Origin of the sequence: Pseudoalteromonas sp. Cn5-37 (genome assembly GCF_021532495.1) — a bacterium.
GTDB classification, from domain to species: domain Bacteria; phylum Pseudomonadota; class Gammaproteobacteria; order Enterobacterales; family Alteromonadaceae; genus Pseudoalteromonas; species Pseudoalteromonas simplex.
The window spans coordinates 62,064-78,258 of the sequence record NZ_JAKGBA010000010.1 but is presented as its reverse complement, the minus strand read 5'-3'; the positions used below and the strand labels follow the sequence as shown (position 1 = coordinate 78,258).

17 protein-coding genes are annotated in these 16,195 nt (G+C 42.2%); 9 read left to right on the top strand and 8 right to left on the bottom strand.

Going from position 1 to position 16,195, the window contains the following annotated elements; translation table 11 throughout:
* From L1266_RS13350 to L1266_RS13330, 5 genes are all read right to left on the bottom strand, one after another.
* Complete coding sequence (locus L1266_RS13350; protein WP_235377684.1) at window positions 1–2,163, bottom strand: winged helix-turn-helix domain-containing protein; 2,163 nt, start codon at window positions 2,161–2,163, stop codon at window positions 1–3.
* Window positions 2,164–2,257: 94 nt separating this feature from the next.
* A complete protein-coding gene (locus L1266_RS13345; protein ID WP_054552356.1) occupies window positions 2,258–2,599 on the bottom strand; it encodes a gamma-glutamylcyclotransferase family protein in 342 nt (113 codons plus the stop codon).
* A gap of 1 nt (window position 2,600) precedes the next feature.
* The gene (locus L1266_RS13340; protein WP_235377683.1) at window positions 2,601–3,143 is read right to left on the bottom strand and encodes a 1,2-dihydroxy-3-keto-5-methylthiopentene dioxygenase; all 543 of its coding nucleotides are present in this window, start codon (window positions 3,141–3,143) and stop codon (window positions 2,601–2,603) included.
* Window positions 3,140–3,826 carry an acireductone synthase gene (gene mtnC / locus L1266_RS13335; RefSeq protein WP_235377682.1) on the bottom strand — a complete coding sequence of 229 codons (687 nt, stop codon included), beginning with the start codon at window positions 3,824–3,826 and terminating at the stop codon, window positions 3,140–3,142. Before mtnC ends, L1266_RS13340 begins: the two co-directional genes overlap by 4 nt.
* Window positions 3,823–4,452: a methylthioribulose 1-phosphate dehydratase gene (locus tag L1266_RS13330; protein ID WP_166341190.1), complete on the bottom strand. Its 630-nt coding sequence runs from the start codon at window positions 4,450–4,452 to the stop codon at window positions 3,823–3,825. The genes mtnC and L1266_RS13330 overlap by 4 nt, the downstream gene beginning before the upstream one ends.
* Before the next feature lie 99 nt (window positions 4,453–4,551).
* Between L1266_RS13330 and L1266_RS13325 the strand changes: the two genes are divergently transcribed.
* The 3 genes from L1266_RS13325 (at window position 4,552) to L1266_RS13315 (ending at window position 7,936) form a co-directional block, all read left to right on the top strand.
* Window positions 4,552–5,694, top strand: a complete 1,143-nt coding sequence (locus L1266_RS13325) for a methionine aminotransferase (RefSeq protein ID WP_328260390.1) — start codon at window positions 4,552–4,554, stop codon at window positions 5,692–5,694.
* Entirely contained in the window at window positions 5,682–6,455 is a 774-nt protein-coding gene (locus L1266_RS13320) for an amidohydrolase (protein ID WP_235377681.1), read from the top strand. Before L1266_RS13325 ends, L1266_RS13320 begins: the two co-directional genes overlap by 13 nt.
* A 65-nt stretch (window positions 6,456–6,520) precedes the next feature.
* Window positions 6,521–7,936 carry a mannose-1-phosphate guanylyltransferase/mannose-6-phosphate isomerase gene (locus L1266_RS13315; protein ID WP_235377680.1) on the top strand — a complete coding sequence of 472 codons (1,416 nt, stop codon included), beginning with the start codon at window positions 6,521–6,523 and terminating at the stop codon, window positions 7,934–7,936.
* Window positions 7,937–8,046: 110 nt separating this feature from the next.
* Here the strand turns inward: L1266_RS13315 and L1266_RS13310 are convergent, their stop codons facing one another.
* Window positions 8,047–9,078 (bottom strand): hypothetical protein, encoded by a 1,032-nt coding sequence (locus L1266_RS13310; RefSeq protein ID WP_063529763.1) that lies wholly within the window; start codon window positions 9,076–9,078, stop codon window positions 8,047–8,049.
* 86 nt (window positions 9,079–9,164) lie between these two features.
* The gene (locus L1266_RS13305; RefSeq protein ID WP_054563924.1) at window positions 9,165–9,626 is read right to left on the bottom strand and encodes an EVE domain-containing protein; all 462 of its coding nucleotides are present in this window, start codon (window positions 9,624–9,626) and stop codon (window positions 9,165–9,167) included.
* A 79-nt stretch (window positions 9,627–9,705) separates the two neighbouring features.
* Here L1266_RS13305 and tesB point away from each other — a divergent pair, with 79 nt between their 5' ends.
* Complete coding sequence (gene tesB, locus L1266_RS13300; RefSeq protein WP_054552365.1) at window positions 9,706–10,563, top strand: acyl-CoA thioesterase II; 858 nt, start codon at window positions 9,706–9,708, stop codon at window positions 10,561–10,563.
* Here the strand turns inward: tesB and plsB are convergent.
* Entirely contained in the window at window positions 10,560–13,010 is a 2,451-nt protein-coding gene (plsB, locus tag L1266_RS13295; protein ID WP_058583715.1) for a glycerol-3-phosphate 1-O-acyltransferase PlsB, read from the bottom strand. The genes tesB and plsB overlap by 4 nt on opposite strands.
* Before the next feature lie 431 nt (window positions 13,011–13,441).
* Here plsB and rpsJ point away from each other — a divergent pair, with 431 nt between their 5' ends.
* Genes rpsJ through rplB form a run of 5 tightly spaced genes read left to right on the top strand, consistent with a single transcriptional unit; the run spans window position 13,442 to window position 16,180 of the window.
* The gene (gene rpsJ / locus L1266_RS13290; protein WP_002957900.1) at window positions 13,442–13,753 is read left to right on the top strand and encodes a 30S ribosomal protein S10; all 312 of its coding nucleotides are present in this window, start codon (window positions 13,442–13,444) and stop codon (window positions 13,751–13,753) included.
* Between the two features lie 27 nt (window positions 13,754–13,780).
* Complete coding sequence (gene rplC, locus L1266_RS13285) at window positions 13,781–14,416, top strand: 50S ribosomal protein L3 (protein ID WP_036974218.1); 636 nt, start codon at window positions 13,781–13,783, stop codon at window positions 14,414–14,416.
* A gap of 17 nt (window positions 14,417–14,433) precedes the next feature.
* Window positions 14,434–15,039 carry a 50S ribosomal protein L4 gene (rplD, locus tag L1266_RS13280; RefSeq protein WP_062568199.1) on the top strand — a complete coding sequence of 202 codons (606 nt, stop codon included), beginning with the start codon at window positions 14,434–14,436 and terminating at the stop codon, window positions 15,037–15,039.
* Complete coding sequence (rplW, locus tag L1266_RS13275; RefSeq protein ID WP_054552368.1) at window positions 15,036–15,338, top strand: 50S ribosomal protein L23; 303 nt, start codon at window positions 15,036–15,038, stop codon at window positions 15,336–15,338. The genes rplD and rplW overlap by 4 nt, the downstream gene beginning before the upstream one ends.
* Before the next feature lie 17 nt (window positions 15,339–15,355).
* Window positions 15,356–16,180, top strand: coding sequence for a 50S ribosomal protein L2 (gene rplB / locus L1266_RS13270; RefSeq protein WP_054552369.1), 825 nt, complete (start codon window positions 15,356–15,358; stop codon window positions 16,178–16,180).
* The last annotated feature ends 15 nt before the right edge of the window (window positions 16,181–16,195 follow it).

Sequence of the window (16,195 nt, the reverse complement as noted above, 5' to 3'; positions counted from 1 at the left end):
TTACTCTGCGCTTTTTTTAGTGTAGAGCTCAATGCTATTTTGACTATTTGCGGTTAGTAACGAAATCGCCAGCTTGTCATTACTCGCATTGATATGCGTTATATAGTGTAAGGGCCGCATTTTCATTGCTAGATCAACATCTTGTATGTTTGCCAAGTCAATACTATAAATTTCATTATTTGTGGCAATATATAAGCTGTGATGGTTGCTTGTCATAGTGATAATTGAAGGCTTTAGCTCGATTAGTTTGTCAGGAGTTATCAGCTCACTATAAGTATTGCTGTCACTATCTAAAAGCAAATATTTTCCGTATTTAGAATGGACGATTAGCTGATTATTATCATACCAAGCAATTGCCAATGGGGTGTCGATGGTGCTTTTGACAACCTGATCGCTGTTGGTGTGCAAAATCATTAGTTGGTTTTGCTGGTTACTAAGCTCGGTAAAGATTACTGCAATTTTATTACCTCTGACTGCTGCTAGTTTGCTGTTTCCTGGTAGTGTCCAGTGTTTAACTTCTGAAAAGTCATTGGCATTTAATAAGCTTAGCTTTTGATTGCTTTTATTAAAACTCACCAGCTGACTGCTGTCGTTATTTGCAGAAATAATGGTGGCATCTTCACCAATTTTGTCGGTTATATCTATATATTGGTTGTTTTTTCTGAGCCAGTGCTGTCGTTTATAGTATTCAAGATCAGCGAAGTAGACATCATTATTCGGTAGTGCGACAACATCATCCTCATGCTTATTAGCTGTGGCAATATAGCTCATTTGTTTTGATTTTATGTCAAATATAGCCGCATCACTGTCGTGTAAATCAGTGCTGATCAGTACACTTTGTTTATTAAGAGGGTAAGCGTAATTTGCTCGTTTTACTGGGGCTTTAATGGCTTGTCCCCGACTCATGGTATCAAATGAAAATGATTCAATAGTTAATTTACCGCGGTTATACCAAACAAGCGAGTTAGTTTGTTTATCATAAGTTGCAGCCCAAGCTCGGTATTCGTTGGTGGTTAAAAGTTTGAGTGAGCTACCGTCCAAATTCGCTATATAAATTTCTGCTTGGCCAACATTGTGGCGTTCAAAAATAACACGGTTGGGGTTTTTAAGTGTTGTTAAAATATAATCGCCAGTGCCAGTAATATTAGGTGATGTAATGCGAATTTCTTCACCGGTCTTTAAGTCTTGCGCATACAGAGCAGATAGGTGAGTTAAGCCACGGTAATTATTACGTCTTGTAATTGCCGTATTACCAATTTCAATGTACTGATCTGGTGTGATATTTAATATAGATTGATTTGTAACTGGCTTTAGTAATACTTCATTTGATAGCAAATTGCTTGCTTGCCAAGCACTACAATCATTGAAGTCACTGTTTTCACATGAACTATAAAATAGCCGCTCGCCATCTTCAGACCAGCCCTGTAAAAAGACAGCGCCAGATGTAATTGAGTACTCTTTTTTTGTCGTTAAGTCGACAACATAAATATGTTGATTGTCATTTTGCAGCACATAGGCAAGCTGCGTTTTGTCGTGATTTAGCAATAATTGATAGTGAGTGCCCTTATGCCATGAAATCGTTTCGGCTTGCAGGTCTAAAAATGGCGCTTCGTTTTGTGCTTCATCATTTACTTTAGGTTGCTGTAAGAACAACCAAATAGCCGCAATCAATAAACCAAGCGCTAAGGCCGCAAAAGGCCATGGCCAGCGTGAAGAATGCGCTTTTTGCACGTTAAGGGAAGTTGTATTAACTGGAGTTTCAGCTTCTTTATGTTCTGTGTTTTTATCTTCTGTTATTTGTGGGTCTGAAATGGAGGTGGGCTCAAGAGGCTTAACTTTAATAAATAGGCTATAACCTTTGCGGTAATGGGTTTTAATAGTTTGCCCGGGCTGCTTTTCTGATTTGAGAGTTTTTCTTAGTTCAGAGATGGCACGGTTAATAGCATTGTCATCAACAAAACTTTGTTGCCAAATATTCTCAACCAGCTCTTGGCGAGTGATAATGCGATCATTATGCTCAATAAAGAAACACAGCAATTTAAACAATAAAGGTTCTAGTTCACGCTTATGAGTGCCATCGCTGATGGTTTGCTGCTGAGTGTTAAATTGCCACTCACCCACATAAATAACGGTATCGCGTAAGGGTGAAAATGCCGACCCCATGTTTAGTCCTTTAACTAAAAAATATTAATTTTGATAGGGAAGATAATAACAGCTTTTGTTCTTGATTTGGGTCTTTTTGTTTTATATTTGTAAATTAAAGGCTGTTTTTTGCAACATATAGCCAAGCTTGGTTGTTACATTGGAATGTTTCTGCGATTCGTTGATAATCATCTACTTCGTAAGCATCAGCCTGATTGAGCTCACGTTTAGTGATTAAATAAATAGTGCCATTAACAATATCACTTTGTTTGCCTGTTTTGATTAACGCCGGGTGAAAACGTTGACCACTACTTTTAAGCACGGCTTCGTCGGTGATCTCGACTTCACCAATGACATACCCAGTTAGCGTAGCAGGTTGACCTTCGAGCAAACGCCCAAAGGTATCAAGCTGAACCTGCGGGTACTGTAATGTACCGTAAGAAAATAGCTTTTCCATATTAGTCCAGCAGCGGGAAGTTGGTAGCAATGGTTGACTCAGTGCTTTTAGCGACCCAACCTTCGGTATTATTGAATAAGCGAATTGCTGTGAACTCAGGGTCGCTGCCCATATCAAACCAATGTGGTGTGAGTTCTGGTACTGAAATTAGGTCGCCTTGTTGACACAGCACTTGATACACTTTATCGCCTAGGTGTAAGCAGAATAAGCCTTGGCCTTTCACAAAAAAACGAACTTCATCTTCGCTATGTGTATGTTCAAATAAGAACTTACTGCGTAGTTCGCTGGCATTTGGACTTCCCTTAGCAAGCGAAATAACGTCCACTGTTTGATAACCCCCTTCAGCCTTAAGGCGCTCTATATCGTTAGCATAGGCAGTTAAAATAGCGTCATGGCTGGTATCTTGGTCAATCTGTGCTGTTGCTTGCCATTGCTCAAAGCGAACGCCAACCGCATTCAGCTCACTGGCAATAGCGCTTAAGTCTTCACTATGAAACAGTATGTTGCTTGCGTTGTTATCGTTATAAATAGTTAATTGACTCATGCTAACAGCTCCGCGCTAAAATCCGAAAAGTCGTTGATATATGGGTGAGCGTCACTTACCGCTTGGCCATCGCGAACAAGGTGCAAAGTGCCAAGACCAGCAGCTTTGGCAGCATCAAGCTCTGCCACCACATCGCTTAAAAACAATACTTCGGCAGCGTCAAATGGTAGCTCGGCAATAATATTCTCATAAGAGCTTTGCTGTTGTTTTGCACCGACTTTAGTGTCGAAGTAATCACTGAATAAAGGTCTAACATCACCATAATCAGAAAACTCAAAAATCAGGTGCTGCGCTTTCACAGAGCCCGAAGAGTAGACATATAAACTTTTACCAGCTTGTTTTTGGGCTTGTAAAAAGTCATAAGCATCTGGGTAAAGGTGGCCAGTAAAGTCACCATTTTCGTAGCCTGTTTGCCAAATTAACCCTTGTAACTGCTTAAGTGGGGTAATTTTTTGATCTGTTTCAATCCAATGAATTAAATGTTTAATGACCGTGTCGATATCGGCTTCGGGTTGTTCAATATGTGTTTTAACGGCCTCAATTTGGGCTGCAACTTCCGGGTCTGTTTGATGTGACTTTACAAACTCAGGTAATTGCCCTGCCGCGTAAGGAAATAATACGTCTTTAACAAAAGAAATGCGGGTAATTGTGCCTTCAATATCGGTTAAAATCGCTTTGATCATGGCTGAACTCCAGCTTGAATACCTTCTAGTTTTAGGCGCTCAAGCTCACAGCTAAATAGAAACTCTAATCCTTCTAAATGGCGAAGTACTTCTTTGATATCTCGACCAACGACATATAAACCATGACCACGAATTAATACGGCATGTTCAATAGGGGTGTGAAGATGATGATCACTGACTAGTAAGCTTAAACGGTCAATGTCTTGGTCATTATCAAAAATGGGAATAGTTAAGGTATCTAAGTGCGATTTGATACCGCTTAAAGATTTTTGCATTTCGTAGCCATGCAAATTGATAGCGTGGCCTTTGATCACACGAGATAACACGGTTGCCGCAACAGAATGAGTGTGCAAAACAAATTTAGCTGACGGGATAAGCTTATACATATTCAAATGTAGCTCAGTTTCAGCTGATGGATTGCCAGAGCCCTTAGTACGATTGCCTTCATGATCAAATTCAATAAATGCATGAGTGCCGAGTTGACCTTTATCGAAACCACTTGCTGTGACGACATAACCGCTTGCAGTGCGGGCTGAAAAGTTACCACCAGTAGCAGGGACCCAGCCACGTTGGCTTACCCATTTACCAGCTTCAATTAGTTCTGAAATAGCGGTATTGTTATGCATATATTCCTCGACATTCTAAAAGTTATTTAGACGGCTATACATCTGTTTTAAGCAATGATAGCATCGCTTCGGGCGCAAAACCATCTTTAAGGAACCTCTGTGTTTGAAAGTAAATTGCCGAATTTAGGCACCAGCATTTTTAGTCAAATGACCGCTCTGGCAAATCAGTATCAAGCGCTTAATTTATCTCAGGGTTTTCCTGAGTTTGATGCACCTGAATTGCTAAAAAAACAACTCAATCATTATGTACTTGAGGGGATAAATCAATATGCGCCTTCAAGTGGTATTGCAAAGCTACAACAGCAAATAGCGGCTCTGATAGCGAGAAAATACCATAACAACATAAATTACGAGCAACAAGTTACTGTTACGTCAGGGGCAACAGAGGCATTATTTGTAGCGATTCAAGCACTTGTCAAAGAGGGTGACGAAGTGGTGGTGTTTGACCCTGCTTATGACTCTTACCAACCGGCAATTGAGCTTGCAGGCGGTCGTTCAGTTCATGTCGCTTTGCATGCGCCAGATTATAAAATCGATTGGCAAGCTGTAGCCGACGTCATCACAGACAAAACACGTGTCATCATCATCAACACGCCACATAACCCAAGCGGTAAAATCTTTAAAACAGAAGATATTAACGCCCTTAAAGCGCTTGTTGCTGAGCATGATTTATATGTGATCAGTGATGAAGTGTATGAGCACATTACCTTTGACGGTGCTTTGCATTTAAGTGCGCTGACCGACTCTGAGTTATTTGCTCGTAGTTTTGTGATTTCAAGTTTTGGTAAAACCTTTCACAGCACTGGCTGGAAGATGGGTTACTGTGTAGCACCCACTCAGCTGATGGTGGAGTTTCGTAAAATTCACCAATATGTGACCTTTTCAAGTTTTACGCCTGCCCAGCATGCATTAGCCGATATGCTTGAGTTAGAGCCTGAGCATGTTGATGAGCTAAGTTGTTTTTATCAACAAAAACGCGACTTGCTCAGCGAAGCACTAGCGCAAAGCCGTTTTAAAATATTACCAAGTGAAGGCACCTATTTTTTGCTACTCGATTACAGTGATGTGTCTGATCTTGATGATGTTGAGTTTTGCCAATGGTTGGTTGAACAAGCGGGTGTTGCAGCTGTACCACTCAGTGTGTTTTATAACAGTGCAAGCAGCGACAAAGTGATTCGTTTATGTTTTGCTAAAAATGATGACACATTAAAATGTGCCGCGGAGATTTTATGCCAACTTTAACCTTAGCTTTAGTGCAGTCATCACTGCATTGGCTTGATAAAAGCGCTAACCTTGCGCACTTTACTGAGCAGCTTAACAGTTTAAACGAGCAAGTTGATTTAATTGTCTTGCCAGAAACATTTGCCACGGGTTTTGCGATTAATCTAGATTGCAGCGAACCAGAACAAGGCGAGGTACTTAGCTGGTTAAAAGCCACAGCTAAGCAAAAAAATACTGTGGTTGCAGGCTCTGTTTTAGTTGCAAAAGGCGACAAAAAGGCTAATCGCTTTTATTGGGTTTGGCCAAATGGCGAAGTGAAGTATTACGACAAACGCCATTTATTCTGTTTAGGTAACGAAGGCAATTTCGTCGCAGCAGGCGAGCATCGCGAGATATTCGCTATCAATGATTTTCGCATTTTGCCGCAAGTGTGTTACGACTTACGCTTTCCTGTATTTCAGCGTAATTGCAACGACTACGATGTGATGATCAACGTAGCTAATTGGCCAGCAGCTCGTCGCCATGTCTGGGATACCCTACTAAAAGCACGCGCAATGGAAAACCTGTGTTATGTCGTGGGTGTCAATCGCATTGGTGCTGATGGTAATAATGTTGCCCACAGTGGTGGAACTGCCGTTTATGATTTTAAAGGTGACACCTTAGCTAAGCTCGAAGATGGCCAATCGGGTATCATTATTCAGCGCTTAGAAAAATCACCGCTTGATGACTTTCGAAGAGCGTTTCCTGCTCACTTAGATGCTGATCAATTTCAGTTACTGTAATTGCTCGAAGCCGCATACTCAAAAATTTGTTAAACTCATGGTTGGATTATTTACTTTAAGCAATCATGAGTCGCAAAATCACCCCCGTTATTCTTGCTGGTGGCATAGGTTCTCGTTTATGGCCTTTGTCGCGTAAAGCGATGCCTAAGCAGTTTTTGTCTTTGCTTAGCGAAAAATCACTGTTACAGAGTACGCTTTTACGAGTGGCTGACTCACGATTTAATGCGCCAATTCTAGTGTGCAATGAAGAGCATCGCTTTATCGCTAAAGCGCAAATTGCAGAAATCACAGATAGCTATACTTTATTGCTTGAACCTGAAGGTAAAAATACAGCCCCCGCGATTGCCCTAGCCGCTGAATTTGCATTGCAAAATGGTCTAACTGATCCCTTGTTGGTGATGCCTGCTGATCATCATATCAGTGATTTTGATAAACTTATTGCCTGCTTAGATAATGCGATAGCGCTTTGTCAGCAACAACAATTAGTAACCTTTGCTATTACTCCCACTGAACCACATACCGGCTATGGTTATATTCGCCAAGGTGAGCCGTTAGCCCCTGAAGGTTGTTTTAAGGTGGCTGAGTTCAAAGAAAAACCAGCTCTGGAATTAGCCGAAAAATACCTTACCAGTGGTGAGTATGGCTGGAATAGCGGCATGTTTTTATTTTTGCCAGATGTGTACTTGAGTGAGCTTAATCGTTTTGCGCCAAAGATTGCTGACAGTGTCGCAAAAGCGGCTAGCTTCACCGCAGATTTAGGTTTTCAACGGCCTGTTGCGGGTGCGCTCACAGCATGCCCAAGTGATTCTATTGATTATGCTATTTTGGAGCGTAGCGCTAACGTTGCTGTTATACCTGTTGACTTAAATTGGAGCGATGTTGGCAGCTTTTCTGCATTATCGAAAATCGCAGAAAAAGACCATCATGGCAACTATTTAGCCTCACAAGGGGTGAGTTTAGATAGCGAAAATAATCTACTGATCAGCGAGGCTGATCACACTATTGCGGCGCTCGGCGTGAGTAATCAAGCAATTATACATACTCACGATGCCACCTTAGTGGCAGACAAAAGTGCGCTCGATAAGCTTCCTGATTTACTTAAACAGCTTGCTGTTGTTGATAGCGATAAACTAACCCACCATCAAGCCGTATTCAGACCTTGGGGCAACTATCGAACTTTAATTGAAAGCACTGGCTTTAAAGTAAAGAAAATAATCGTAAACAGCGGCGCAAAGCTCTCAACTCAACGCCATCAGCACCGTGCAGAACATTGGGTCGTCGTATCTGGAGTGGCAAGCGTGCGAGTAGGTGATGATGAATTTGAATTATCCGCCGACCAATCTTGTTACATCGCGGCTAAGCAGCTACACAGCCTTGCTAATCAGCAATACACGCCACTAATCGTTATCGAAGTACAAACCGGAGCGATACTTGATGAAACTGACATCGAGCGATTTGATGATAGGTATGGGAGAGGATAGCTGGAAGCTTTAAGCTTATCGAAAAGGAGGCTTTTTAACAGAGCTTATTTGAATCATAAGTTGGATTTTTGCCGCTTACTGCTAATGCTTCCAAACTTACAGCTGCTGTATCACTTCAACTGTTTTAGTTTATGGTCTATCACAGGGTCATCCGGTGAGAGTTGCTGCGCTACTTCTAAGACCTTAATTGCATCGTTTGGGTGCTCATCTTGATGTTTGATTGCAACATCAATCAGCGGTTGCACATCAATCGCATCTTTTTGCTCTTGCATGTGCTCGGCTTTTTCTTCAGCTAAAATTGTATGCGCGGTGCTTAGTAAGGCTAAACGATGTGGCGAACTCTTGTTTGCCTTATTTAGGCGACGATAATAGTCTTCTTTAAAGCGTAGCGTTTTGGTTTGCTGGCGGAATTGGGCGATATCAACTTGCTGGTGGCTTATAAAATCAACAGCAACATCTTTATAAAAGCCAAACTTATTTAAATATGTTGCATGAACACTATGGCCCATACCAAACACGCGTAAGTGGGTGAGTTGTGGGTAACGTTTAGCATGAGCTCGGTCGATACGATTAGTTGGGTCGTAAATAATATAACCCTTTGCATGGCCTAAATCTAAATCGTGGTAGTCACCGTTCCAATCGAATTTTTGCGCGATGTCAGTGCTTGAACGGTCATCCCATGGTGCTTTTTCTTTGTTTTTTGTGCTAACAGGGTGAAAGAGTAAAACTTTATCAAGCTTTAATAGATTGGCAAAGGCACCAACGGCAAAGCCTCCTCGACTCAAGCCATAACCTAACCGCTCTTTGAACCCGCCAATCAGTGGTGCTAGCTGCTCAATGAAAAACAACAGATTACGGTGCCTAAACCAGTTGCTAATGCCTAAATGTTGAAAAGCGATAATATTCACATCCTGCTTCTTCGCGAGCTTATAAGCCCAAGGCGAAAAATCATCAGTAATATCATGTTCTTGATAATTGGTTCCGGCAGGAGAGAAGGTAATTAGCAGGGGTTTATTGGCATCAATGATATGATATTTCACATAAACGTCGCCGAGCAAATCACCGCCAGTCATAGGCACAAGGCTTTGTTGCTCATCGCGTGGGAGATTGGTCCATTCCTCTAACCAATACAATAATTTCATACATCCCCCCTTAGTACCTCTAAAATAAAGGGGCGAAATTATAGCAAAAATAGCAGCTCATTAAAAATGGCCGCTACTTTATATGCTTAGCCCTCGCTCATTGCGATGATCTGTTGCCAGTCATGTTCGGTGACAGGCATTACTGACAATCGGCCGCCTTTTTTAAGAGCGATTTCGGTAATTGACTCATTGGCTTTAATCGCCTGCAGGCTAACTAGCTTTTTAAGGTGTGATTGGTATTGCACATCGACTACAAACCAGCGCGGGTTATCAGCAGTTGCTTTAGCATCGTAGTAATCGCTATTTAAATCAAACTGTGTTGGGTCGGCATAAGCTTCGCGAGTCACCGTAGCGATACCTGCAACACCCACCTGTTTACAACTTGAATGATAAATCATTACCAAGTCACCTTGCTTGATACCATCGCGAAGAAAGTTGCGGGCTTGATAATTACGCACGCCATCCCACATAGAGGTTTGCTCAGGTGCGTTTTTTAGATCATCAATTGAAAATGCATCGGGTTCGGTTTTAAAAAGCCAATAAGCCATAATGAGGTGCTCTTACAAAGATTTACTTCCAATTAGTCTATAGTATCATTAAACGCTTGTCGGGATTGAGGATAAATAAATGAGCCAAGTATTAGATGACCTACTGTCATTAATGTCGTTAGAAGAGATTGAGCAAGGCTTGTATCGCGGGCAAAGCCAAGATTTAGGATTTAGAGCTGTATTCGGTGGTCAAGTAATGGGCCAAGCCCTATCTGCCGCAAAAGAAACATTACCACAAGGGCGTATTGTTCACTCTTTACACTCTTACTTTTTGCGCCCTGGTGATGCTGCAAAGCCGATTGTCTATGATGTAGAAAATATCCGTGATGGTAAAAGTTTTAGTACTCGCCGTGTAAAAGCAATTCAATATGGTAAGCCGATTTTTTACATGACCGCTTCTTTCCAAGGTGAAGAAGAGGGCTTATCACATCAAGCGCAGATGCCTGATGTACCACAGCCTGAAGAATTAAAGTCATCGCTTGAATTTTACCAAGCAAATGCAGAGCTTATTCCTGAACCAATTCGAAATAAGTTCATCCGTGAAGTGCCAATTGAAATGCGTCCTGTGACCTTTCATAACCCATTCAAACCACAAGTGATGGAGCCAGTTAAGCATATTTGGTTTAAAGCTAATGGTGAGATGCCTGACGATCAGCGCATTCATAATTACTTACTTGCGTACGCATCTGACTTTGAATTTTTACCAACTGCATTACAGCCGCACGGCGTATCGTTTATGCAGCCGAATATGCAGGTTGCGACGATTGACCATGCGATGTGGTTTCACCGCCCGTTTAGACTAGACGATTGGATTTTATATTCGATTGATAGCCCAAGTGCGAGCTCTGGTCGTGGTTTGGTGCGAGGTCAGTTCTTTGACCGTCAAGGCAATTTAGTTGCCTCAACGATCCAAGAAGGGGTCATGCGTCAGCGTTAATCTTTTGTGTGCTGAGCTTGGCTTTGCACTATATCGTCAATTGACTGCCAGACCCGTGCTGGCAGCAATGCTTTAAGGTATAAATACACCTCACACAGTTCATTGCTACCCGTTAAGCCTTGCTCTGTTTCGGTAATTAGCTTTTGCTCTCGCAAGCTTGAAATAAAACCAATAAGTACTTTTTTGTCGAAGAACTCAGGGGTTTTAATGCCGTGCAAGGTACCTAAGCGCTCAGCTAACACTTGGCTTTCGTGTTCAAGTTCTTCACGCTCAATACCACTGCTAGTTTGAATAAAGCCAACCACGATAGCGTAGCGTTGTAGTGTTAAACTTAGGGCACGACCGAGCATTTCGAGTTTCGCTAAGCAGTCGTTGCTGTTAGTGATCTTGATATTATCGCCATCAATTTCAATCAGGTCTTGATCAACGAAGCTTGCAAGTACGCGAGTAATGTAGTTTTCATCTAGCTCGTGTAAGAACCACTCTTTGGCAAACAGTGGGTAAAAACGTGCAATTAAGGCTTGGCAATCAGCCATGGTAGTTTGATGTGCTTTGAATAAATGCAGCGCCAATAAGCTCGGTACTGCAAATAAGTGCAACACGTTATTACGGTAGTAGTTGAACAGTGTTTTTTCTTTATCGTTAATTGCGATAATTTCGCCAAACTCGTCACTGATCACATCAAACTTATTAAGTTTAAGTGCATGCTCTAATAGCTGCTCGGCGCTTTCGTCTGGCGTGGTCACCTTTTCGCTGTAGCTTGCGCTACGTTGTAAATGTAAATAAAACTCAAGCTGAGCAATCAGCTTAGGTTTACTTAGCGCGTGTTTATCATTTACCAGTAATATCATCGCAAGTAGATTCACTGCATTGAGTGCAGCGGCGCTATTAATATTAACCATTACCTTATCAGCGAGGTTAGCGACTTGTGGTCCAAGCCATTGTGGCTTTTGCACGTCGGTTGGGTGAATAGACTCGCGCCAGTCAGGTTGTTGGTCATTGAGGTATTGGTTTATCGAAATAGGGTCGCCAAAGTTTAAATAACCACGACCATAGTTTTTCAGGTTTTTAATCGCCTTAAAAATACCTAATACCGACTCTCCTTTTTTATCGTTACCGGCAAGCTCTTTTAAGTAAGTATTAATTTCCATTACGTGCTCATAACCAATGTATACAGGCACAATTGAAATAGGGCGGTCTATGCCACGTAACATGGCTTGTAATGTCATGGCGAGCATACCTGTTTTTGGCGGTAATAAGCGACCAGTACGGCTACGACCACCTTCAGTGTAAAACTTTACTGAATAGCCTTTGATAAATAACTGGCTCAGGTACTCTTTAAATACTGACGAATACAATTTATTGCCCGCGAATGATCGGCGAATAAAGAAAGCACCACTGCGACGGAAAATTCCCCCTGCCGGGAAGAAATTTAAGTTGATACCGGCAGCGATATGCGGCGGAACTAAGCCTAAGTGGTAAATAGAATAGGTCAGCAATAAGTAATCCATATGCGAACGGTGACATGGCATATAGATAATCTCGTGGCCTTTATCTGTAAGCTCATGTACCTGTTCAGAAAACTTAATATCAATCCCGTTATAAAGCTTATTCCACAGCCAAGTTAAAATACGGTCTGCAACACGAATGGTGGCATCGCTATAATTGGCGGCAATCTCATCAAGTAGCTTTAGCGCATTTTGGCGAGCTTGCTCTTGGCTGATGTTTTTTTCTTTCGCTTCTATTTGAATTGCTTTTTTTATTGTTGGTGAGGCAAGTAGCGAATTAAATAGCTGCTCACGTGATGGCATTTTCGGGCCTGTCGCTGCCAATTTTTGGCGACGAAAGTGCACGCGGGCTACTCGTAAAAGCTTATGTGGTAGTTCATCAACCTCTGCTTTTTCATTGACCAATAAAGATAAATCTAGTGGCTGACTAAAGCGAATAAAGTTATCGCGCCCAGAAAATAGCAACACAAAGAACTTACGAAACCAGCTGGGTGTTAATGAATGAGACACCAAAGTACCTAAACCTGGCTTTTCTTTACCCGGATTTCGGCCCCATAAAATCGTCACCGGGATCACTTGGACGTTTTTCTCACCTGATTGCATCAGGTGGTCAATAATTTGTTTGCCTTGCTGCAGGGCATTGCTTGGTTTGCTTTTATTACCAAATAGCGGTGGTGGGTTTTGAATACCGATAAAGCGATCAAGTTCTGCATTACCTAATAACTGCTCTTCGGTCGGATTAGGTAAGCCGTATTTTTTACATACCCGCGCCAGTGCTGCTAAATCAGAGCGTGCATTTAGCCTAACAATGTAGAAAGTAGGGTTGGCTGGGTTTAGATTGTATTGTTCAATCGGATTTTCTGGCAGCACCTTACTTTTTACAAACAAGCGGTTCATACCGGCAGAAATGAAATTTAAACAACGATTAATGATACGCATCAACTCACCAAAGTTATTAGTAGATATTAAATAGACCGAGTGTGGTCAAAAATAAGCGGCATAGAATAACAATTATTAACTGGACTGACCATTTAAAAGCGATTTTCTAGCCTCTTTACTCGCACAAGTATAATTTAAAGACGCTAATGTTATTGATAAAGTTCGAAAATTAAACAAAATTTAATTTAGACCTTTGAGATTTTCAAAATAGTTGTTGCATTTATCACCAATCTATCTATAATACGCAGGCTTTCAAAATTCCCTCGGGAACTTGGAAGGAAAGATTAAGCTTGGATTTCAAGCTAATAAACAGGAATTCCGATTTGGAATTCAACGTAGATATAAGAAAGCAGCCGACATCTTAGTTATTAAGATTGTTTCGGTCGTTTTTTTATGCTCTTTTTAAATGCTCTTTATATTGAGGTTTAAGAATGTCAAATCAACGCATTCGTATTCGCCTAAAAGCTTTTGACCACCGTTTGATTGACCAATCAACGGCGGAAATCGTGGAAACTGCGAAACGCACTGGCGCACAAGTACGTGGTCCAATCCCACTACCTACACGCTTTGAACGTTTTACTGTACTAACTTCACCGCACGTTAACAAAGACGCGCGTGATCAGTACGAAATCCGCACCCATAAACGTCTGATCGACATCGTAGAACCAACTGACAAGACTGTTGACGCTCTTATGCGTTTAGATCTTGCTGCTGGTGTTGATGTTCAAATCAGCCTGGGTTAATCGGAAGATTAGAGAGGTTTTAGGAAAATGGCATTAGGTCTAGTCGGTCGTAAAGTGGGTATGACACGTATCTTCACTGAAGATGGTGTATCTATCCCTGTGACAGTTATCGAAGCGACACCTAACCGCATTGCTCAGATCAAATCTGAAGCAACTGACGGTTATAACGCGCTTCAAGTAACCGCAGGCACTAAAAAAGCAAGCCGTGTAAACAAAGCAGCAGCGGGTCACTTCGCTAAAGCTGGTGTTGAAGCGGGTCGCGGTCTGTGGGAATTCCGCCTAAATGGTGGTGAAGGCGATTTTGAAGTAGGCGCTGAGCTTACTGTTGAATTATTCAACGAAATCAACAAAGTTGACGTAACCGGTACTTCTAAAGGTAAAGGTTTCCAAGGTGGTGTTAAGCGCTGGAACTTCAGCATGCAAGACGCTACTCACGGTAACTCTCTATCTCACCGTGCTCCTGGTTCAATCGGTCAAAACCAATCACCTGGTAAGGTGTTTAAAGGTAAGAAAATGGCCGGTCACATGGGTGCTGAGCGTGTAACGACTCAAAACTTAGAACTAGTTCGCGTTGACGCTGAGCGTAACTTGCTTTTAGTTAAAGGTGCAGTACCTGGCGCTATCGGCGGTGACGTTATCGTTAAACCAGCTGTTAAAGCATAAGTCCTGGAGATTTAGTGATGGAATTAGCAATTAAAGACGCTTCTGGCGCTCTTGAAGTTTCTGAAGCTACTTTTGGACGTGAGTTTAACGAAGCATTAGTACACCAAGTAGTTGTTGCTTACGCAGCAGGTGCTCGTCAAGGTACTCGTGCTCAGAAGACACGTTCTGAAGTTAGCGGTGGTGGTAAAAAACCATGGTCTCAAAAAGGTACTGGCCGTGCACGTGCTGGTACAATTCGTAGCCCAATTTGGCGTTCAGGTGGCGTTAGCTTCGCAGCTAAACCACAAGATCACAGCCAAAAAGTAAACCGTAAAATGTACCGCGGTGCGATCAAAAGCATCTTATCTGAATTAGTTCGTCAAGAGCGTTTAATCGTTGTTGAGCAGTTTGGTCTTGAAGCACCAAAAACTAAAGAACTAGTTGCTAAGCTTAAAGAACTTGAGCTTAAAGATGTTCTAATCGTGACTGAAGAAGTAGATGAGAATCTTTTCTTATCGGCACGTAACCTATACAAGGTTGACACGCGTGATGTAGCTGGTATCGATCCTGTAAGCCTAATCGCTTTCGATAAGGTACTTATTACAGCTGCTGCTGTTAAGCAACTTGAGGAGGCGCTAGCATGATCCGTGAAGAACGTCTTTTAAAAGTGATCCTTGCTCCACACATCTCTGAGAAAAGCACTATCGCTGCTGAAGAGAACAACACGATTGTTTTCAAAGTAGCTTCTGATGCAACTAAAGCTGAAATCAAAGCTGCAGCAGAAAAGCTTTTTGAAGTAGAAGTAACTGGTGTTCGCACACTAAACGTTAAGGGTAAAACAAAACGTACTGGCATGCGTTTCGGTCGTCGTTCAGACTGGAAGAAAGCTTACGTTACTCTTAAAGAAGGTAGCGAGCTAGACTTTGTCGGCGGCGCCGAGTAATAAGGGGAGTTAGAATTATGGCACTTCAAAAGTGTAAACCAACTTCTGCGGGTCGTCGTCACCTGGTTAAAGTGGTTAACCCAGATCTACATAAGGGTAAACCTTACGCACCACTACTAGAGAAAAACTCTAAGTCTGGTGGTCGTAATAACAAAGGTCGTATCACGGTTCGTCACATCGGTGGTGGTCATAAGCATCATTACCGTGTAATCGACTTTAAACGCACTAAAGATGGCATTCCAGCTGTTGTTGAGCGTCTAGAGTATGATCCAAACCGTAGCGCAAACATCGCTCTTGTATTATATGCAGACGGTGAGCGTCGTTACATTATTGCACCTAAAGGCTTAAAAGCTGGTGATTCAATCCAATCTGGTATTGATGCACCAATCAAAGCTGGTAACACGTTACCAATGCGTAACATGCCTGTAGGTTCGACTGTTCACAACGTAGAATTAAAACCAGGTAAAGGCGCGCAAATCGCACGTTCTGCTGGTGCATACGTTCAAATCCTTGCTCGTGAAGGTCAATACGTAACTCTACGTCTTCGTTCTGGCGAAGTTCGTAAAGTTCCAGCTGACTGTCGCGCAACACTTGGTGAAGTAGGTAATGCTGAGCATATGCTTCGTTCACTAGGTAAAGCTGGTGCAAATCGCTGGCGTGGTATCCGTCCGACAGTTCGTGGTGTTGCCATGAACCCGGTAGATCACCCGCACGGTGGTGGTGAAGGTCGTACATCTGGTGGTCGTCATCCTGTGTCTCCATGGGGTAAACCGACTAAAGGTGCTAAGACACGTAAGAACAAGCGTACTGATAAATTTATCGTACGTCGTCGTACTAAATAATAGTTGAGGAATAGC